Origin of the sequence: Tardiphaga sp. OK246, from assembly GCF_900188215.1 — a bacterium.
GTDB classification, from domain to species: Bacteria; Pseudomonadota; Alphaproteobacteria; order Rhizobiales; family Xanthobacteraceae; genus Tardiphaga; species Tardiphaga robiniae.
Genome location: NZ_FZOX01000006.1, coordinates 101,151 through 119,694 on the forward strand (window position 1 = coordinate 101,151; position 18,544 = coordinate 119,694).

Annotated in this window: 18 protein-coding genes; 11 read left to right on the plus strand and 7 right to left on the minus strand. The window is 62.9% G+C overall.

The window, feature by feature from the left end; all coding sequences use genetic code 11:
• The first annotated feature begins 21 nt into the window (after window positions 1-21).
• The 3 genes from CHC01_RS24525 (at window position 22) to CHC01_RS24535 (ending at window position 3,154) form a co-directional block, all read left to right on the plus strand.
• Window positions 22-1,314, plus strand: a complete 1,293-nt coding sequence (locus CHC01_RS24525; RefSeq protein WP_089267290.1) for a glycosyltransferase family 87 protein — start codon at window positions 22-24, stop codon at window positions 1,312-1,314.
• Window positions 1,315-1,326: 12 nt separating this feature from the next.
• Window positions 1,327-2,730 (plus strand): M20/M25/M40 family metallo-hydrolase, encoded by a 1,404-nt coding sequence (locus tag CHC01_RS24530; RefSeq protein ID WP_089267003.1) that lies wholly within the window; start codon window positions 1,327-1,329, stop codon window positions 2,728-2,730.
• A 208-nt stretch (window positions 2,731-2,938) separates the two neighbouring features.
• Window positions 2,939-3,154, plus strand: coding sequence for a hypothetical protein (locus tag CHC01_RS24535; protein ID WP_068734286.1), 216 nt, complete (start codon window positions 2,939-2,941; stop codon window positions 3,152-3,154).
• 216 nt (window positions 3,155-3,370) lie between these two features.
• Here the strand turns inward: CHC01_RS24535 and CHC01_RS24540 are convergent, their stop codons facing one another.
• Window positions 3,371-4,150, minus strand: coding sequence for a class II aldolase/adducin family protein (locus CHC01_RS24540; RefSeq protein ID WP_089267004.1), 780 nt, complete (start codon window positions 4,148-4,150; stop codon window positions 3,371-3,373).
• A 139-nt stretch (window positions 4,151-4,289) separates the two neighbouring features.
• Window positions 4,290-5,294: a GlxA family transcriptional regulator gene (locus tag CHC01_RS24545; RefSeq protein WP_089267291.1), complete on the minus strand. Its 1,005-nt coding sequence runs from the start codon at window positions 5,292-5,294 to the stop codon at window positions 4,290-4,292.
• Between the two features lie 61 nt (window positions 5,295-5,355).
• On the opposite strand from CHC01_RS24545, the gene CHC01_RS24550 reads away from it, so the two are divergent.
• Both CHC01_RS24550 and CHC01_RS24555 read left to right on the plus strand, forming a co-directional pair.
• On the plus strand, window positions 5,356-6,072 hold the full coding sequence (locus CHC01_RS24550; RefSeq protein WP_089267005.1) for a DJ-1/PfpI family protein: 717 nt from the start codon (window positions 5,356-5,358) through the stop codon (window positions 6,070-6,072).
• A 36-nt stretch (window positions 6,073-6,108) separates the two neighbouring features.
• Complete coding sequence (locus CHC01_RS24555; protein ID WP_244558508.1) at window positions 6,109-6,483, plus strand: nuclear transport factor 2 family protein; 375 nt, start codon at window positions 6,109-6,111, stop codon at window positions 6,481-6,483.
• 7 nt (window positions 6,484-6,490) lie between these two features.
• Here the strand turns inward: CHC01_RS24555 and pdxR are convergent, their stop codons facing one another.
• On the minus strand, window positions 6,491-7,987 hold the full coding sequence (gene pdxR / locus CHC01_RS24560; RefSeq protein ID WP_089267006.1) for a MocR-like pyridoxine biosynthesis transcription factor PdxR: 1,497 nt from the start codon (window positions 7,985-7,987) through the stop codon (window positions 6,491-6,493).
• A gap of 109 nt (window positions 7,988-8,096) precedes the next feature.
• Here pdxR and CHC01_RS24565 point away from each other — a divergent pair, with 109 nt between their 5' ends.
• On the plus strand, window positions 8,097-9,053 hold the full coding sequence (locus CHC01_RS24565) for a DMT family transporter (protein ID WP_089267007.1): 957 nt from the start codon (window positions 8,097-8,099) through the stop codon (window positions 9,051-9,053).
• On the opposite strand, the gene bla is transcribed toward CHC01_RS24565, so the two are convergent.
• The gene (gene bla, locus CHC01_RS24570; RefSeq protein ID WP_089267008.1) at window positions 9,013-9,882 is read right to left on the minus strand and encodes a class A beta-lactamase; all 870 of its coding nucleotides are present in this window, start codon (window positions 9,880-9,882) and stop codon (window positions 9,013-9,015) included. The genes CHC01_RS24565 and bla overlap by 41 nt on opposite strands.
• A gap of 227 nt (window positions 9,883-10,109) precedes the next feature.
• Between bla and CHC01_RS24575 the strand changes: the two genes are divergently transcribed.
• A complete protein-coding gene (locus CHC01_RS24575; protein ID WP_089267009.1) occupies window positions 10,110-10,823 on the plus strand; it encodes a DNA helicase in 714 nt (237 codons plus the stop codon).
• Window positions 10,824-10,975: 152 nt separating this feature from the next.
• Here CHC01_RS24575 and CHC01_RS24580 read toward each other — a convergent pair whose 3' ends face one another.
• Window positions 10,976-12,625 (minus strand): glycosyltransferase family 39 protein, encoded by a 1,650-nt coding sequence (locus CHC01_RS24580; RefSeq protein WP_089267010.1) that lies wholly within the window; start codon window positions 12,623-12,625, stop codon window positions 10,976-10,978.
• Between the two features lie 352 nt (window positions 12,626-12,977).
• Here CHC01_RS24580 and CHC01_RS24585 point away from each other — a divergent pair, with 352 nt between their 5' ends.
• The 4 genes from CHC01_RS24585 (at window position 12,978) to thrS (ending at window position 17,105) form a co-directional block, all read left to right on the plus strand.
• On the plus strand, window positions 12,978-13,841 hold the full coding sequence (locus CHC01_RS24585; RefSeq protein ID WP_089267011.1) for a hypothetical protein: 864 nt from the start codon (window positions 12,978-12,980) through the stop codon (window positions 13,839-13,841).
• A gap of 163 nt (window positions 13,842-14,004) precedes the next feature.
• Entirely contained in the window at window positions 14,005-14,418 is a 414-nt protein-coding gene (locus tag CHC01_RS24590; RefSeq protein WP_089267012.1) for a Ros/MucR family transcriptional regulator, read from the plus strand.
• Window positions 14,419-14,958: 540 nt separating this feature from the next.
• A complete protein-coding gene (locus tag CHC01_RS24595) occupies window positions 14,959-15,555 on the plus strand; it encodes a DUF6456 domain-containing protein (RefSeq protein ID WP_089267013.1) in 597 nt (198 codons plus the stop codon).
• A gap of 338 nt (window positions 15,556-15,893) precedes the next feature.
• On the plus strand, window positions 15,894-17,105 hold the full coding sequence (gene thrS / locus CHC01_RS24600; RefSeq protein ID WP_089267014.1) for a threonine--tRNA ligase: 1,212 nt from the start codon (window positions 15,894-15,896) through the stop codon (window positions 17,103-17,105).
• 72 nt (window positions 17,106-17,177) lie between these two features.
• Here thrS and CHC01_RS24605 read toward each other — a convergent pair whose 3' ends face one another.
• The gene (locus tag CHC01_RS24605) at window positions 17,178-17,621 is read right to left on the minus strand and encodes a SufE family protein (RefSeq protein ID WP_068734257.1); all 444 of its coding nucleotides are present in this window, start codon (window positions 17,619-17,621) and stop codon (window positions 17,178-17,180) included.
• Between the two features lie 92 nt (window positions 17,622-17,713).
• Entirely contained in the window at window positions 17,714-18,103 is a 390-nt protein-coding gene (locus tag CHC01_RS24610) for a DUF5330 domain-containing protein (RefSeq protein ID WP_089267015.1), read from the minus strand.
• Between the last annotated feature and the right edge of the window lie 441 nt (window positions 18,104-18,544).

An 18,544-nucleotide genomic window follows, 5' to 3' on the forward strand; every position in this document is an offset into this window, starting at 1 on the left:
GTGACGAAAAGTGACGGCGAAATGCCGGTTTTGCGGTGGCCGTCCTTGCGGCAGCCGCTGGACGTGCTGTTCCTGATCACCTGCGTCCTGCTGACGGCGGATGTGCTCGTTCCGGAAATCTTTGGCAACGGCAAGACCAAGGACTACGCGCTGTGGTTCTGGGCCGGGCGGCAGGTGCTGCATGGTGCGCCGCTCTATGAGGCCAAGACCAATGGTGCGCTGGACTTCATCTATCCGCCGCTGTCCGCGGTTTTGCTGGCGCTGCCGAGCTGGTTCGGCAAGATCCCGCTTTATCTCTTGCTCTCGATCTTGAATTCGGCGGCTTGGGCGATCACCAGCCAGCTGTCCAATGCCATGACCGGCTCGAAGAAGATTCCGGCAGCCTGGCTTGCGGCGCTGCCGGGCTTTGCGACCATCACCTTCGTGTTCGACATGTACGATCTCGGCCAGCCCAATCTCGTGCTGCTGGCGATGATGCTGCTCGGCTTCTGGTGGATGCAGAAGGATCGGCCGTGGCTCGGCGGCAGCATGTTCGCGCTGGCGACGGCCATCAAGGTGTTTCCGGTGGCGGTGCTACCCTATCTGATCTGGCGGCGGCACTGGGCGGCCTCGGCCAGCATGATCATCTGCACGCTGCTGTTGCTCTATGTCGTGCCGGCGCCGTTTCGCGGCTTCGAGCGCAATGCGGCCGAGGTGAAGACCTGGTACACCGAAATGGTCGGCTCCAGCTCCGAGAAGGGGTTCGGCCAGCGCGACGAACAGAACTGGTCCTGGGTCAATCAGTCGATCATCGCGATGACGCATCGTCTGGTGCGGCCGATCGATTATTTCCAGGATGATCGCAAGCGTGGATCGGCCACGATGAACGTGATCGATGTCAGCTACAAAACCGCGAACCTGATCGTGCTCGCGGTGTCAGGTCTGATCGGCCTCGGCTTCATCTGGTCGTTGCTGCCGCGATCGAAACTCACGCCGCGCTCACGTGCCGAAGAACTCGGCGTGCTGTTCTGCCTGATGACGGTGGCATCGCCGCTGGCGCGGCAATATTACTTCATGTGGCTATTCCTGCCGCTCACGGTGCTGATGCATCGCGCCGCCGATGATCCCCGCCCGAATGTGCGAACCGGGACATGGTGGCTGCTCGGCGTCGTCGGCGTGCTGATGGCGCTGTCGATCCCGGTATTCCCGGCCATGCTGCAGGCCTGGGGCAATAATCTGCTGGCGACCGCGCTGCTGGCAGGAGGCTTGATCTGGCATATGCACCACCCGCCGGTGCTGCTAGATTCCACCGAAATTCCGGACCACCACGCTTAAGGAAATTCGCTCATGTCCAATACGCAGCTTGCATCCGTTCTCGATCGCGTCGATGCCGATTTCGACAAGGCCCTGGAGCGGTTGTTCGCGCTGTTGCGGATCCAGTCGATTTCCGCCGATCCGGCTTACGCCGAGGACTGCAAGGCGGCGGCAAAGCATCTGGCCGGCGAGATCGAGGGCCTGGGCTTCAACGCCGAGGTACGGCCGACGGCGGGCCATCCCGCTATCGTCGCCACCGCCAAGGGCAACACCGGCAAGCGGCCGCATGTTCTGTTCTATGGTCATTACGACGTTCAGCCGGTCGATCCGCTGAACCTATGGCATCGTCCGCCGTTTGAGCCGGTCGTCACCAAACATGCCGATGGCCGCGACATCATCGTTGCGCGCGGTGCGCAGGACGACAAGGGCCAGCTCTCGACCTTCGTGGAAGCCTGCCGGGCCTGGGTGAATGTCACGGGCTCGCTGCCCATCGATCTCACCATCTGCATCGAAGGCGAGGAGGAGGTCGGCTCAAAGAATTTCGTGCCGTTCCTCGAAGCCAACAAGAAGGATCTCGCCGCCGATTTCGCGGTGGTCTGCGACACCGGCATGTGGGACCCGTCGACCCCGGCGATCACCACGTCGCTGCGCGGGCTCGTCTATGAAGAGGTGAAGATCACCGCGGCCAACCGCGATCTGCATTCCGGGATCTATGGCGGCGGTGCGCGCAATCCGATCCGCGTGCTGACCAATATTCTCGGCAAGCTGCATGACGACAATGGCCGCATCACCATTCCCGGCTTCTATGATGGCGTGAAGGATTTGCCTGCCGATATTCTGGCGCAGTGGAAGGGCCTCGGTCTCACCGCGGAGAGCTTCCTCAAGCCGATCGGTCTCTCCATTCCGGCAGGCGAGACAGGCCGCGAACTGATCGAACAGATCACGTCGCGCCCCACATGTGACATCAACGGCATCGTCGGCGGTTATACGGGCGAGGGCTCCAAGACGGTGATCGCCTCGCATGCCTCCGCCAAGGTTTCGTTCCGCATCGTCGAGGGCCAGGACCCCGGCAAGATCCGCGATGCGTTCCGTGCTTTCGTCACGTCGCAATTGCCCGGCGATTGCACGGCGGAGTTTCTCGATCATTCCAATGCGCCGGCCATCGCGCTCGACTGGAACATGAAGCCGCTCGCCGCTGCGCGCGATGCGCTGACCGACGAATGGGGCAAGCAGGCGCTGCTGATCGGCTCAGGTGCGTCGATTCCCATCGTCGCGGATTTCAAGCGCACGCTCGGTCTGGACTCGCTCCTGATCGGCTTCGGCCTCGATGACGACAATATCCATTCGCCGAACGAGAAGTACGACCTCAAGAGCTTCCACAAGGGCATCCGGTCGTGGGCGCGGATCATTGCGGCGCTGGCGGATGTGAAGAAGTAAGCTCCACATTCGTCATTCCGGGGCGCGAGCGCCACTTGGCGATCGCGAACCCGGAATCTCGACGTGTTCATCACTGCGGGATTCCGGGTTCGGTCCTGTCGCCTTCGGCGCCCGTTCCGCCCCGGAATGACGAGTATGGCTGCGCTTTGACCCACATCAAGGCTTGCGTCAGGCTTTCCTGATCGAAAGACAAAAGGGAGAGAACGCCGTGTCTGCATCCGAAATCGCCAATACTCATTTCTCTGCTGCGATGGCGGCAGCACAAGCCGCCGGGGTCGATCAGGACAGCGTCTGTCGCTCCCTGGTGAATCTCGTGGTCTCGAAATATCTCGAAACCAGGAGCGCGACTGACGTGCAGTCGGAGCTGCATTTCGTTGCCGATAATTGCGATCCCGACACGGATTTTGCGTTCATGCGGCCGTGATTAATCCCGTCATTCCGGGGCAGAACCAACGCCGAAGGCGATGGGGCTGAGCCCGGAATCTCGCGGTGATGAACAGGTCGGGATTCCGGGTTCGCTCGCAAGTGCGAGCGCCCCGGAATGACGAGAAAACCAAAACAAAGAAAAAACGCCGTCCGGAATTGGACGGCGTTTTGAATCACTGTGTAGAGGTCTATGACCTCTCTATAGCACCAAATCTCAGGTCTTGTAAGACGGATCGCGGCGGTCGAGCTTGCGCAGCATCGGCGGCCAGACCAGCTTGGTGGAGCGCAATTCGGCCTTGTCGGGGTTGCCCACCAGCGCGGCGTTCTTGTCGATGACGATCTGGTCGACCGGATAGGCGGTCGGGCCGAGCATCCGGGTGCGGACCTGCATGGTGCAGGCACGTTCCAGGTAATACATGCGCTCGAATGCCGAGGCGACCGAGCGGCCGACGGTCAGCGTGCCGTGATTGCGCAGCAGCATGGCGTTCTTGGTGCCAAGATCCTTCTGCAGGCGCGGGCGCTCGTCGTGATCGAGTGCGACGCCTTCATAGTCGTGATAGGCGAGTTCCGGAATCACGAGCTGGGCGGTCTGGTTCAGCGGCTGCAGGCCTTCCATGCAGGAGGCCACGGCGGTGCCGTCCGGCGTGTGCAGATGCATCACGCAGCCGGCGTCTTCGCGGACTTCATGGATCGCCGAATGGATGGTGAAGCCGGCCGGGTTGATGCTGTATTCGCTTTCGGAGAGCTGGTTGCCGTCGAGATCGACCTTGACCAGCGACGATGCCGTGATCTCTTCGAAGATCAGGCCATAGGGATTGATCAGGAAGTGATGGTCGGGGCCGGGCACGCGGGCGGAGATGTGGGTGTCGATGAGATCGTCCCAGCCGTAGAGCGCAACGAGGCGATAGGCAGCGGCGAGATTAACGCGCTGGGCCCATTCACCCTCGCTCATATGCGACGGCACTTCCTTGAGGCGGGCTTCGGCTGGTGACATGGTGAGTGCTCCCGGATTGACTGGCAGTGTTTTGGCGTTTGGCTGATGCCAGCCTAATCCCGCCCTGTTGCGGCAGCAAGCCAGACGGTTTGCGCGGCAGACATGCTTACCAGGGTGGCAGAAGGCCCGATCGCGACATTCAGGAACTGAAACGCGCGCGATAGTCCTGCGGCGTGGCAGAAAGCAATCGCAGGAAGCTGCGTCGCATGGTTTCTTCGGAACCGAAGCCGCAGCGTTGCGAAATGCGTTTCACCGGCAGCTTCGTTTCCGAGAGCAGCCGCCGCGCAGCTTCGACGCGCAACTGCTCGACGGCGCGGGCGGGCGTGATGCCGGTGGCGTCCGCATAGTGCCGGCTGAAGCTGCGCTCGCTCATGCCGGCCTGTTCTGCCAGCATGGGTAGCGAAATGTCGTCGGCGAGATGCTTGCCGATCCACTCATGCAGCGCGCCGAATTTGTCGTCCGCGGTCTGCAGCGACAATGCCGCGCTGAATTGCGACTGGCCGCCGGGGCGCTTGAGAAACACCACGAGATGACGCGCCACCGTCAGTGCGACGCTGCGTCCGAGGTCTTCCTCCACCAGCGCCAGCGCGAGATCGATCCCAGCGGTCACGCCAGCTGACGTCCAGAACGCGCCGTCGCGCACGAAGATCGGATCGGACTCCACATGCACGTCGGGGAAGCGCTGCGCCAATTCGGAACACCAGGACCAGTGGGTCGCGGCACGGCGGCCGTCCAGTAGGCCGGTTGAGGCGAGCAGGAAGGCGCCGGTGCAGACCGAGGCGGTGCGCCGCGCCTTGGCCGCGCGCTTGCGCACCCAGGCGACCATTGCGGGATCGGAAGCGGCGGCATGGACGCCAGGACCGCCGGCAATCAACAGCGTGTCGATCGGTTCGGCCTGGCGCGGCAGATCGCTCACGGCGAGGCCAAGTCCGGCAGAGGCGGTCACACTATGGCCGCCGCGCGCGATCACGCGCAGCCTATAGGGCGCAGGTTGTCCCTTGCGTTGCATGATCTCATTGACCGTGGCGAAGACCTGCAGCGGGCCGGACACGTCGAGCAGTTGCACCGACGGGAACGCCAGCACGTCGATAACGCGCGGAACCGTCGCAACAGAGTTTGGCGGAGAACGAGGGGTCTTTGGCATATTCGCCAGACTGTGCCGGGCTAGGTTCGGCTTGTCCATTCACAAATGCTTGGAGCATTCCATGATCCCGCCAGACCAACATCTCCAGATCGGCTCGCTGTTGTTTGAGGGGCTTGACCAGATCGATCTCACCGGCCCGTTCGAAGTGCTGTCGCGGATCCCGAATTCGACCTATCGAATCTATGGCAAGACCACCGATCCCGTGCGCGACTACAGGGGGCTCCGTATTACGCCGGATGCGGCCATTGGCGACGCGCCCCAGCTCGACGTGCTGCATGTGCCCGGCGGCTTCGGCCAGGAAGCGCTGATGGACGATACGGTTGTGCTCGATTGGCTCCGTCAGCAGGCCGGACATGCTCGAATCTTTTCGGTCTGCACCGGCGCGCTGATCTGCGGCGCTGCGGGATTGCTGATGGGCCGCCGCGCGACCACGCATTGGGCGTCGTTTCATCTCTTGCGCTATTTTGGCGCAACGCCGGTCAACGAGCGCGTGGTGATCGACGGCGACTGGATCTTCGCCGCCGGCGTGACGTCGGGCATCGATGGCGCGCTGCGTCTGGCTGCGGAATTGCGCGGCGACGAGGTGGCGCAGGGAATTCAGCTGTTCATGGAATATGCGCCACAGCCGCCGTTCAACAGCGGCACGCCCGAAACCGCACCGGCGACGGTGCTGGCGCAGACCCGTCAGTCGGTGGCGAAGATCACCGCGCAACGCGAGGCCACCGCACAACGAATCGCGACGAAGCTTGGCATCATCGTGCCGACAGCGGCGGAGTGAGTTGCGCAAGCTGCTTCTAATATGATCGAAAGGATCATGATCATGAACCTCACGCACATCCATGCATTTACCCAAGCGATGCAGCGCAAAGACCTCGATGCCATGCTCTCGCATATGGCCGACGACATCGTGCTGAAGACACCGCTCGCGGCCGAGCCGTTCACGGGCAAGGCAGCGATCCGGCCGGTGGTCACGGCGCTGCTGGGTGTCGTCGACAGCTTCGACTTCCACGAAGTGCTGCAGGGCCCGGAACACGTGTCCGCCTTCTTCGGTATCACCGTTGGCACAGAACAGCTGGATGGCGTCGACTACTGGCGTCTGAACGATGCCGGCCTCATACAGGAAATGACGGTGCTGTGGCGACCGCTGCCGGCGGCGCTGGCCGTCGAGAAGAAGCTCGCGGCTGCATAGGAACGCGTCAGCCCTTCGGCCGCTTCGGTGCCTTGCCGGAGCGGCCGCGTGGCGGAGCTGTGGCGCGCAGCACCTGTCCGACGATGGCGGCGGCCTTGTCGATCTCCTGTTCGTTCCAGGCGGAAAAGCCCATGAACAATCCCTGGCCGGCCACAGGTCCGGTGAAATACATCGATAGCGGGCGGCCGGTCACGCCGAGCTCGGCAAGTCGTGCCGAAATGGCGCGGTCGTCGCGATCGAGATCGAGATGGGCGAGCAACTGCATGCCGCCGGCCGGCGGTTCGATCGTCAGGTGATCGCCGGCATGAACTTGCAGTGCCTGCAGCAGGTGATCGCGCCTGCTGCGATAGACACGCGTCATCTTGCGGATATGCGCCGCGAAGTGACCGTCGTCGATGAATTCGGCCAGCGCATCCTGCACCGGCGCCGGCACGATATGGCTGCCGTGGCGCTGCGCCTTTTCGAACAGGTCGGCAAGATCCGGCGGCACGATGGCGTAGCCGCTGCGCACATCCGCGAACATCGGTTTCGAGAACGTGCCCACATAGAACACGCGGCCGCTGTCATCGAGGCCCTGCAGGGCGGCGACGGGGCGGCCGTCATAGTGGAATTCGCTGTCATAGTCGTCCTCGACGATGGCAGCCCCGATGTCATTGGCAAATGCAAGTAATTGCTGCCGCCGGCTCACAGGCATCAGCCGTCCGGTGGGATGCTGATGCGACGGGGTCACGAAGATCAGCCGCGGGCGATCGCGCCGGCCTTTGATGGAGAGGCCGCTGCCATCCAGCGAAATGCCGCGCATGGTCGCGCCGGCCGCATTGAGCGCCGCATATGCGCCGCCATAGCCGGGGCTTTCGACCCAGGCGAGATCGCCGGCATCGAGTAACACGCGCGCGATGAGTTCAAGCGCAGACTGCGCCGATGGCATCAGGATAATCTGTCGTGCTTCGGCCCGCACGCCGCGATAGGCGATGAGATGGCGGAGCAGGGCGTTGCGCAACGAGGCGCGATTGATGGCGGGATCGCCGGTCGATCCGCGTCGCGCCGCGCGGCGCAGGCAGCGCGCCCAGATGTCGTGGGGAAACAGCCGCGCATCTGCCAGCGCCGGGGCCAACAGCAGTGGCCGCCCTTTGTTGATGAACGGCCAATCCGACTTCTGCACGCGCTCGGCCCAGCGCGACAGGCCGAGCGGCTTCGGCGTCTTGCCGGCAATGTTGCGCCCGGTCAGCAACGCCTTGCGCTCGGCGGCGGCGACCATGGGGCGTCGTCCCTGCGCGACATCGAGATAGCCTTCCATGGCCAGCTGATCGATGACCACGGAGACGGTGTTGCGCGCGAGGCCGAGCTGCTGCGCGCAGTCGCGGCTCGACGGCAGGCGATGGCCCGGCGGCAGCGCGCCGCTCAGGATCGCCGCGCGAAGCTGATCGTAGAGCTGCCGCGTCAACGTTTCACCGCTCGCGGATCCGCGCGCGATATCGATCAGCCCTGCGAGAATGTCGCCCATCAAACTGGCTCAGTCATTTTTAGTGGAATGGATCTTTGATTGGGGCCAGTAAAACCTAGTGTCCTCGGTCTGTCGAGTGCGCCATGCACCGAAGCCGTGAGATGAAGCCATGTCCGAACATCCCCTGTCGCGCCGCACGGCGCTGCTTTTGTTTGCCGTCGTCGTGACCATGTGGGGGCTGAACTGGACGCTGACGAAATTTCTGGTGCAGCACATTTCGCCGCTGTGGTCGGTGGCGATTCGCGCCGTGATTGCCACGCTCGCTCTGGCAGCCATTACACTCGCGCGCCGGCAATTCATCGTGCCGCGGCGCGGCGACATGCCTGTGATCGTCAGTGTCGCGGTGCTGCATATGGGCCTATTCTCGGTGCTGGTCGCCTTCGGCCTGCAATTCGTGCCGGTCGGGCGCTCCATCGTGCTCGGCTACACCACGCCGCTCTGGGTCGCGCCGGCCGCTTGGCTGCTGCTGCGCGAACCCGTTCCGCGAGAACGTCTCGCGGGCATCGTGCTGGGGCTTGCCGGCATCGCTGTCATGTTCAACCCGTCGGCATTCGACTGGAGCAACGGCAATGCGCTGATCGGCAGCGGGCTGCTGTTGCTCGCGGCTTTGTGCTGGGCAGCGAATATCGTCTATGTCCGCGGCCATCGCTGGATCTCCGAGCCGTTTCAACTCGTGTTCTGGCAGGCGCTGCTCGCGAGCGTGCTGCTGACAGTACTGGCGCTGATGCGCGAAGGCGTCCCCGCTATCGCCTGGACGCGCGAACTCGTCGGCGCTTTGCTGTTCGGCGGGATCTTCGGCACGGCGCTGGCGCATTGGGCGATGGTGATCATCAACCGCAGCCTGCCGGCGACCATCACGTCCCTCGGTCTGCTGGCGACGCCGGTGATGGGCGTTGCGATTTCTGCGCTGGTGCTCGGCGAGGCGATCGAGCTGTCGCTGATCGCAGCGATGGCCATGATCCTTGGCGGGATTGTCATCGGAACGATGTCGCGTTCAAAGCCGGATGCTGCAATGGCCGTGCAGCCTATCCCAGCCTCTGCCCGACCATCTCGCCAATCGCCGTGAACACCGTCTCCAATTGTGGAGCCGTCGGCGTGCCGCCCTGCGTATAGGCGGCGATGACGACGGGCTGGTCTGGCTTCGGCCAGGTCACGGCGATGTCGCCGGCGGCGTCCTTGCCGTTATTGCCGGTCTTGTCGCCGATCTTCCATGACTTCGGCAGCCCGGCGCGCAGGCGCTTGTCGCCGGTCTTGCAGTTCACCATCCAGTCGGTGAGCTGATCGCGCGACGCGGCCGTCAGCACATTGCCGGTGACGAAGCGTTTGACGTTGCCGGCCATCGCGGTAGGCGTGGTCGTGTCCTGCGGATTGCCGGGACGCGAACGGTTCAATAGCGGCTCGTTGTGATCGAGGCGCGAGACGCTGTCGCCGGTCTTGGTCCAGAAGGCGGTGAGGGCGGCCGGACCGCCGACGCGCGCCAGCAGCATGTTGGCGCAGGTGTTGTCGCTGAGTTCGACGATGGCCTTGCACATGTCGGCCACCGACAGCGCGCCCTTGGCGAGATTGTCGCGCGCGACCGGTGCGTAGTCGAGCAGGTCCGCCGCGGCGTAGGAAATCATCTGATCGGGCTTGTCCTCGCCGCGGTCGATGCGGGCGAGCACGCAGGCGGCGAGCGAGGCCTTGAACGTGCTGCACATCACGAAGCGCTCATTGGCGCGCCACGCGATCTTTGCGCCCGTCTTCAGGTTCTCGGCATAGACGCCGATCCGCCCGCCGGTGTCGCGTTCATAAGCTAGCAACGCCGCCGGTGCGTCCTTTGCCGCTTCCTTGGCAAAGGCCGGCCAGGCCATGAGCGCTGGCGCAGCCGCCAGCAATGTTCGTCGATTGATCATCATGGCGTGTCATTCGCGGGCGAAGAGGGAGAATTGATGGCGGGCGATTGCGGATCGGCAATTTCGCGGGGAAGGGGATTGCGCTACACTCTGATTCTGGCGCGGCCCACGCCTCCCCCCTCCAGCGGGAAAGTATCGATCATACCGGGCTCTCTGATCACCGAACCAACTGTTCGAGCATCAAGCATAAGGAGGGGTTGTGACAACGCTCGCACCAGGAGGTTCTCACAATGCGTCTTTCTGCGCCTGTTTATCAATTGAAGCGCAAGGCCAGGCTTCTCTCCCGCGCCGATAACATTCCGCTGCATGAGGCACTCGACCGGATCGCCGTGCGAGAAGGCTTTGCTGCCTGGAGCCTGCTTGTGGCCCGAATGTCTTCGGTGGCACCTGCCGCGAAACTGTTCGAACAACTGTCTCCTGGCGATCTCGTGCTGGTCGGCGCGCGCCCGGGCCATGGCAAGACGCTGATGAGCCTGAAGCTCGCCGTAGAGGCGATGCGATCCGGCCATCGCAGCGTGTTCTTCTCGCTGGAATACGCTGAAAAGGACGTGCTGGACCGTTTCAGTGCCATCGGCGTGGACCGGGGGCGTTTCGATACTCTGTTCGCATTCGACAATTCCGACGACATCAGCGCCGATTACATCACCCGGAAACTGGCGGACGCGCCGCGCGGCACGCTTGTGGTGATCGACTATCTGCAACTGCTCGATCAGAAACGCGAGAACCCGGCCTTGATGGTGCAAGTGCGCGCGCTGCAGTCATTCGCCAGGGAACGCGGGCTGATCTTCGTCTTCATCTCGCAGATCCACCGGTCCTACGATCCGGCTGTGAAGCCATGTCCTGATCTGGACGACGTCCGGTTGCCGAATCCTGTCGATCTCGGCCTGTTCAGCAAGACGTGTTTTCTGAACAACGGCGACATCAGGTTTCAGGCGGCGCGTTAGTCAACGACGCGGGCCGACACAGGCCATGAACAACAAGAGTCGTCATGGCCGGGCTTGTCGGCCATCCACGCCTTTCATGGTCGCCAAGACGTGAATGCCCGGCACAAGGCCGGGCATGACGAAAACTTGGAACTTAGTACTAACGCAGAATTTTACGGCGCGGGGATCGCGAGCAGACTCGAAATGCTGCTGCCGCGGATGTCGTAGACTTTGGCGAAGACGACATCGTCGCGCTTGATCTCGGCAATCACGGGGGCGGTGAGGCCCTTGCAGTAGAACTCGCCGAGCGTCATCGCAAAGTCGGCCGACTGGCTGTCCCAGCCGATGGTGAAGTCGGGACCGAGCGCGACCTGTGCCGGACGCTGCGGGCCGCAGACGGCGACCTTCCACTTGCGGCCGACCGGCGGGCTTTCCTGGCGCTCGACGATCTGCTCGCGCAGGGCATCGGAGGCCTGCTTCAGCGCAAGGCCCCAATAGTCCAGCATGTACAGCGCATCTGCCTGGCGAACGGTGCCGGCGATGTAGTTGAAGTGGGTGTACTGATACGGATGCAGCCGGATCATCTCGGCCGTCGGCAGCATCAGGCCGAAGGAGAACACGGCGACGGCAGCCGCTTGCGCGCCGCGATGATTGACGCGCAGCCAGTCCATCAACGCCGCGAAAGCCGCGCCGCCGAGCACCGCCATCGGCGGGAGCACGAAGATGAAATGCCGGATGCCGTTATACAGCGCCGGGCGCTTCACCATGGCGATCACCAGCGGCAATGTGGCGGCAAAGGTCAGCATCAACAGGATGGTCTTGCGACGCGCCGGCACGGTGTCGCGCGACAGCGACATGATGGTCAGCGCGATGCCGCCGAAGGTGAGGCTGAGCAGCACTTCCGGAAGCTGTAGCGCGAACAGCGTTGGCAGATAGGACCATGGCATGTCCGGCACCGAGATCATCGCGCCGTCGAACATCTCCTTCCACGGCTTCTCGAAGAAGTGAGAGAAGTAGCCCAGTGCGCGCAGCGGATTGGCGGGCTCGAGAATCGACCACGGCCAGATCAGGCCCATGATCAGATAGCCGAAAGCGAGGCCCGGCAGCAGCACGTAGAGCACATGCAGCAAGCGGTGCACGCTTTCGCGCACGCCATTGGTGCGGACATCCTCGATCCACAGAGGCATGAAACCGATCACTGCGTAGATCAGCGTGAGGCCGGCGAGAATGCGGCAGCCGATCGCGCAGCCGGCGCCGAGGCCGAGGATCAGGACCGTGCGCGGCGACGGGTTCGGATATTCCTGCGCAAGGCGCACCAGCCCGAGCATCAGGATGACCATCGCCACAGCGAAAGGCGCATCCTTCGGGTTCATGAACATATGGCCGTAGAAGGTCGGGCACAGCGCCAGCAGCAACAGCGTGGCGAGGCCGCCCACGGGGCCGGCGACACGGCGGCCGAGGCGCCAGGTGACGCCGAGGCCGATGACGCCGACGATCGCGCCGAGCAGGCGTCGCGTCTCGAACAGCTCCAGCGGGATGATCTTGTGCAGCAGCGCGGCCGCCATATCGAAGCCGCCGCCATACATGTAGAGGTTTGCAAACGACAAAGCGCCGGTGTCGGTGAAGCCCGACCCGTACATCTTCAATAGAAGATCTGCATATTCAGCGTGGGTATAGTCGTCCCATCCGAGACCATAGTCCCGGAACGTGAAGCTTGCGACGATACTGACAACGACAAGCGCCAGGATGGCGAGGTCGTCACACGTCCGTTCCACCGAGCGCCTTACTGGCGTGTCGATGGCCGCAGTCGTAATCGATGACATGGCGATGGATAACCCGGTGTCCCCAATGGCTCGGCTTTAGCGCTCTTTGAGCCTCGTTTCCCCGGCATCGATATAGCGCACTTCTCTTTTGAAGTAATTGAGAATTGTGGCTGAAGTTTCTTAATGCGTTGCAACAAACAGGACAAGGTAAAAGCTTTACCGTTTAGGGATAGATCGGCGTCGGCTGTCCCAAACCTGTTGTCTCCGGTGGAAGAAAACTCTCCCAAAACTTACCACCAGGCCGATGTACAAGGGATGAACGCAAAATGCCGTTTGGCGGTGCACGCAATATGACGCTATCGTGGCACCCATGACGAGACTCGCGAGTGGTCCGTCGAGGAGTTCGAAGACTATGAAATTGCTGCTGATTGCCGGGATCGGGGTCATTCTGGCGGGCCTTGCCGCGATCGGCTTCGGCATTCCGGTCAAGGAATTCGGCTTCGGCAATACCCTGATCCTGACTGGAACGGTCGGCGCCTGCACCGGCCTGATCATGGTGAGCATGGCGCTCGCCGTCGGCGAGCTGAAGAAGTTTGGGCCACAGGGCGAGATCGATGAACCGGTTCCGTCGCCCCGGCTGCCGCGCCGGGAACTGAAGCTGCCGCCGGTTCCGGGGGAGGACGCAGAGGAGGCGGATGACGCGCCCGCGCCGGCCCCGCTGTTCAGCCGTGACCAGCCGGCCGCGCGGCCTGCCGTTCCGGAGCCAGGTGTTCCCCCGTGGCAGGACGAAGTGCTGCGCGACCGTGAGCGGCTTGCGTCCGCTGCCGCCGAGGCACCGGTGCCTGAGGAGCCGAAGCGTCGCAATCTGCTGTTCCAATCATCGCGCCGGGAGCGGGAGAGGGCCGAGGCAGCTGCCGCATTCGAGGCGGCCATGCCAACGCCGGAGGCGCCCGCCGAGCAGCCGAAGAGTTTCGAAGATGCCTGGCCGCAGCCGGATCGATCACGCTCCGACGCGATCCGCCGTGCCGCCCGTACCTCGTCGCCGCCAAGCGACAAGCTGCCGGATGCCGCGCTGATCCCGGATCGCTACGTTCCGCCGACGCCGACTGAAGAGCCGTCGCAAGCACCGGACGTCACCGTGCTGAAATCGGGGGTCGTCGATGGCATGGCCTATTCGCTGTATTCCGACGGCTCCATCGAGGCGCAGATGCCCGAAGGCATGATGCGCTTCGCCTCGATCGACGAGTTGCGCGAGCATCTCGACAACAGGGGCTGACGCCGCTCAGCCATTTCCGTTGGCGGTCACTTTCAGCTGATCTCGACTAATCTTGCACGCAGAATGAAACCGGCGCGCTATACGTTGTTATTGCCCTTGTGGCTGTAATGCCCGCATGATTGTCAAGTAAAGTGCGGCTCCAATCCTTGAAAGACGACGGACCATGAACGACATCGCCGGCAAGAGCTTCATCGATCTCACGGCGACGATCGTGTCGGCCTATGTCGGTCACAATCCAACACCGGCGTCCGAATTGCCGGCGCTGATCGGTCAGGTTCACGCCGCCCTGGTGCGGGTGTCGAACGGCCGGCCGGAGGTCGCGGCGGAGCCGGCCAAACCGGCGGTGTCCGTCAAGAAATCGATGACCGCCGAATATCTGGTCTGTCTCGAGGACGGCAAGCGTTTCAAGTCGTTGAAGCGCCATCTGCGCACGCAGTACGCGATGACGCCGGAACAGTATCGCGAGAAATGGGGCCTGCCGGCCGACTATCCGATGGTCGCGCCGAACTATGCGGTGGCGCGTTCGCAGCTCGCCAAGAAAATGGGGCTGGGCCAGCAGCGCCGCCGGCGCAAGTGACCTGAACAGGTGACCTGAGCAAGCGATCTGGGCAAGTAATCCCGCAAGTAATCCGCACAAGTAAAGCTAAGCAATAAAGTCAGGTTCCATCCGCAGGAACCAATATAGAACAAATCGGAGACGAAGAAAGTTCTACGTCAGGATGCGGGATACATCTCCCGCCACGCGCAATTGGTGTGTGACACCACAGGCAGACGATACGTGAACTTGGCGGGTATGACGGGAGACTTTCAAGCGGACGTTGAGGCCATCCCGCGCATCGATGCCGTACCGCGAAATCTGGAAGTGATCTGTCGGACGACGGGGAGGGCTTTGCCCGCAGGTCGTGGCCGAGGACTGCGATGAACTCTTCGCGCGCGCCGGCCGCGGATCAATCGCAGTCGCTGCCGGAAACGTGCTTTCTTAATGTCGCGGCCTTGAGCGATCGTGCGAAGGTACTGGTTCTTTTGAATAAAAGCCCAGAAAGGAATAAAGTCTAAAATTCTGCTTGCCGGGCCATTTGGGATGTGAGCTTATTATCCTAAATGGAGTCGCCCCCCGATGAAAACGTCCCGCAGCACCACCAGGCATCCCGACCGCGTCGATCACCATCGCGCGCAGCATCTGTCGCTGGAGACGCGGCAGATCCTCACCGAGGACGGCGTCGTCAGCGTCCTCGTCAATGACAGCGAAAGCCCGCTCGGCTGGCTGGCCCGGCGCAAGGGCCGCGATGGCCGCAGCATGATCAGCCCGCATCAGTTCATCGCCGGCGAGAAACTGCGTGCCGATTTCACGCGCGGCAACATGGCGCCGCGCATGACGGCGAACTGGGCCGCGCCGACCGGCGGCCGACCACGCGGGGCCAGCAGCAGTCCCGGCGAGATGACGGATATCATGATGACAGCGCGCCAGCGCGTCAGTCAGGCGCTGGAGGCTTGCGGGCCCGAGTTTTCAGGGGTTCTGATGGATGTGTGCTGTTTTCTGCGTGGCCTCGAAGACATCGAGCGCGAACGCAACTGGCCGGCCCGCTCCGCCAAGGTCGTGTTGCAACTCGCGCTGGATCGCCTCGCGCGGCACTACGGCTTCGCCAGTGAGGTCAGGGGACAGCCATCGAAAGTGCGAACCTGGCTCGCGGATGACGCGGCGTTCGAGACCTAGGACGCGGAGTCGACCGCGCGCAGCCAGATGCGGATGGATGCGAGCTTAGCGAAGGCCGGATCGTTGGCCGCGCTCATAGGCCCGCGCATCGTCTATCCCGCAACGCCTCGCGGCTTGCGTTGACGCCTGCGCGTTTTGCCGCCATATACAGCGCATGAACAAGCTTCGATCAGCTGCATTGACCACCACGGCGACCGCTCACGGCGGATCGCCTTCTGGTCGCGCGCGCTAGAGACAAGCGTACTTCACCCAGAAAAGGCCCCGCCGGCGACGGACGGGGCCTTTTCTGTTTTTGATGATCCCCGTCCGCGCTTTTTCCGCTCGTAAGGAACACAGCCATGGACGATCTCGACCACAGAAATCTCGGCGTACAACTCAAACTCTGGCACCTGCAGGACGATGCGCCGGGCATGGTGTTCTGGCATCCGCGCGGCTACGCGATCTACCGGGTGCTGGAGGACTATCTCCGGCGCAAGATGCGCAGAGCCGGCTATGCCGAGGTCCAAACGCCACAGCTGCTGCCAAAGGACTTCTGGAGCCGCAGCGGCCACTGGGACAAATTCCGCGAGCACATGTTCCGGGTCGATGACGGCGAGCAGACGATGGCACTGAAGCCGATGTCATGCCCTTGCCACGTGCAGATCTTCAACAAGGGTCTGCGCTCGTGGCGGGAACTTCCAATCCGCTATGCCGAGTTTGGCGCTTGCCACCGCAACGAGCCATCCGGTGCGCTCCACGGCATCATGCGAACGCGGGCCTTCGAGCAGGACGACGCGCATGTGTTCTGCCGCGAGCAGGACGTAGAGGACGAAGTCGCGCGCTTCATCGCTTTGCTGGGCGAGGTGTATCGCGATCTTGGTTTTCCCGACTACGAAGTGGCGCTGTCGACGCGTCCGGCCGTGCGCGCTGGCGACGACGCGACGTGGGACTGGTCGGAGGCGAAGCTCGACGATGCCGCGCGGCAATGCGGCCTCGCGCCTCACATCAATCCTGGCGAAGGCGCGTTCTACGGACCGAAGCTGGAATTCGCGTTGCGCGACCGGCTGGGACGATTCTGGCAGTGCGGCACGGTGCAGCTCGACAGCGTTCTCCCGCAGCGGCTCGACGCGTCCTACATCGCCGCCGACGGCAGCCGCGCGAGGCCCCTGATGATCCACCATGCCATCTTCGGATCGCTCGGCCGCATGATCGCGATCCTGCTCGAGCACCACGGCGGCGTGCTTCCTTTCTGGTTGTCGCCGGATCAGGTCGCCGTTGCGCCGATTTCGAAAGACCAGGCCGGATACGGCGCTGACGTCGTGGCGGCGTTCGAGGATGCGGGGATCCGGGCTGTTGCCTATGACGGCGCCGATACGCTTTCACGGCGCATCGTGGCGGCGCATGACATGGCGGTGCCGGTGATGGCGATCGTCGGCGGGCGCGAGATGAGGGACGGCCGGGTGAGCCTGCGCGAGCGCGACGGCTCCCAGGCCGACATTCCTTTGGCCGAGGCGGTGTCCCGGCTGCAGGCGAGGGCGCGGTCGGGCGCGCTTTGGGCTGAAGCCCGGTAAACGGGCCTCAGCTGCGCTCCGATCAGTGAATCCCTGGCGGAGCGTTGGCGCAGCACCCGCAGCCGCTCGAGCCTATGGGGTCACGCCCTGGTTCGCATCTGCCAGGGTCTCGGTGGCGTCTCGGCGGATGCGTTCGACCATGGCACGCAGGCCGTTGGAGCGCTGCGGCGTCAGGTGTTCCTTGAAGCCGAGTTCGTCGAACACCTTGATGGCGTCGGTGGCCAGAATGTCCTCGGCCTTGCGGCCCGAATACAGCGTCAGCAGGATCGCGATCAGCCCGCGAACGATATGCGCGTCGCTGTCGCCGAGATAGCTGAGCACCGGCGTGCCGTGGTCGCGGGCGACCTGGCGCGACAGCCAGACCTGGCTCGCGCAGCCGTTGACCTTGTTCGCTGAGGAATGTTCCTCATCCGGCATCGGCGTGAGGCTGCGCCCGAGTTCGATGACGTACCGGTAGCGGTCGTCCCAGTCCTCGAGGAGCTCGAAATTATCGCGGATATCGTCAATCGTGGTCATCGGGGCCTGCAAGCAATGTCAGGCCCTATATAGGGACGAACAGCGCCGAAAGCGACCGCCGTTTGCGGTAATTATCCGCCGCAATCAGCCGTTTAGGGAGCAGCGGTGGGTGGCTGCCATTCGGCGGCGAGGTCGTCCTGGGTGAGCGTGTCAGGTTTGACCATGGCGACCGCGCCGTGGTCTTCACCTTCGCCACCGATCGAGCCGGTGGTATCCGGCTTCTTCTCGGTGATGATCTGGTAGATTTTCTTCGCGCCGTCCTTGGCTCGTTCGCCGATCACGGTGGCCGCATGGCCGCCGACTTCGCAGGTGGCCGGCTGGCGCTTGCAGAATTGAGCCATGTCGGACATCGCCGCACTCGCAGCCGATACCGCATCGGAAGCGCCGATCTGCGGCAGCTTATCCGATTCCGGCGTCTTGTCCCTCGGCAGCAGCACGAGCACGAGCCCGAGCCAGAATGCCATGCGAAGCAGGAAGAACATCGCGAACCCCGTTAGTCTCTTCGAACCGTTGCGATTTGTCGCAATTGGGATCGAAGTTAGCAGCAGTCGATAAATTGCAAGTATTTGCGATGCGGTTAAATCGACGAAAATTCGCTTCATTCGGTTTGGCGTAAATTTTCCATTGATGAGCTGTTCGTGCGTTTTCCGACACGATGTTGGGGATGCACACTTTCGAAACCATATGGATGCGGCGATGGAAACTACTCGTTCACCATCGTTGCCGAATGGAAATGCGAAAACTCCTCTTAAATCAGCACTTACGCGTTAGGCATGGCGAACACGGGATGCGCTTTAGCGTTCGCTTAATGTCGCTCTGACACGTTGGCGCAACGATAAAAGGAGGCGTTTCGGCGCGTCTGAATTGACGATCAAGCCGAAGCGAGACCAGTGACAGTATCGACCATCATCCGCGACTGCCTT

Coding starts and splice junctions, on each gene's coding strand:
- CHC01_RS24525 (WP_089267290.1), top strand. CDS start 22: ATGCCGGTTTTGCGGTGGCCGTCCTTGCGGCAGCCGCTGGACGTGCTG.
- CHC01_RS24530 (WP_089267003.1), top strand. CDS start 1,327: ATGTCCAATACGCAGCTTGCATCCGTTCTCGATCGCGTCGATGCCGAT.
- CHC01_RS24540 (WP_089267004.1), bottom strand. CDS start 4,150: ATGTCACCAGCCGAAGCCCGCCTCAAGGAAGTGCCGTCGCATATGAGC.
- CHC01_RS24545 (WP_089267291.1), bottom strand. CDS start 5,294: ATGCCAAAGACCCCTCGTTCTCCGCCAAACTCTGTTGCGACGGTTCCG.
- CHC01_RS24550 (WP_089267005.1), top strand. CDS start 5,356: ATGATCCCGCCAGACCAACATCTCCAGATCGGCTCGCTGTTGTTTGAG.
- CHC01_RS24555 (WP_244558508.1), top strand. CDS start 6,109: ATGATCATGAACCTCACGCACATCCATGCATTTACCCAAGCGATGCAG.
- pdxR (WP_089267006.1), bottom strand. CDS start 7,987: ATGGGCGACATTCTCGCAGGGCTGATCGATATCGCGCGCGGATCCGCG.
- CHC01_RS24565 (WP_089267007.1), top strand. CDS start 8,097: ATGTCCGAACATCCCCTGTCGCGCCGCACGGCGCTGCTTTTGTTTGCC.
- bla (WP_089267008.1), bottom strand. CDS start 9,882: ATGATGATCAATCGACGAACATTGCTGGCGGCTGCGCCAGCGCTCATG.
- CHC01_RS24575 (WP_089267009.1), top strand. CDS start 10,110: ATGCGTCTTTCTGCGCCTGTTTATCAATTGAAGCGCAAGGCCAGGCTT.
- CHC01_RS24580 (WP_089267010.1), bottom strand. CDS start 12,625: ATGTCATCGATTACGACTGCGGCCATCGACACGCCAGTAAGGCGCTCG.
- CHC01_RS24585 (WP_089267011.1), top strand. CDS start 12,978: ATGAAATTGCTGCTGATTGCCGGGATCGGGGTCATTCTGGCGGGCCTT.
- CHC01_RS24590 (WP_089267012.1), top strand. CDS start 14,005: ATGAACGACATCGCCGGCAAGAGCTTCATCGATCTCACGGCGACGATC.
- CHC01_RS24595 (WP_089267013.1), top strand. CDS start 14,959: ATGAAAACGTCCCGCAGCACCACCAGGCATCCCGACCGCGTCGATCAC.
- thrS (WP_089267014.1), top strand. CDS start 15,894: ATGGACGATCTCGACCACAGAAATCTCGGCGTACAACTCAAACTCTGG.
- CHC01_RS24605 (WP_068734257.1), bottom strand. CDS start 17,621: ATGACCACGATTGACGATATCCGCGATAATTTCGAGCTCCTCGAGGAC.
- CHC01_RS24610 (WP_089267015.1), bottom strand. CDS start 18,103: ATGTTCTTCCTGCTTCGCATGGCATTCTGGCTCGGGCTCGTGCTCGTG.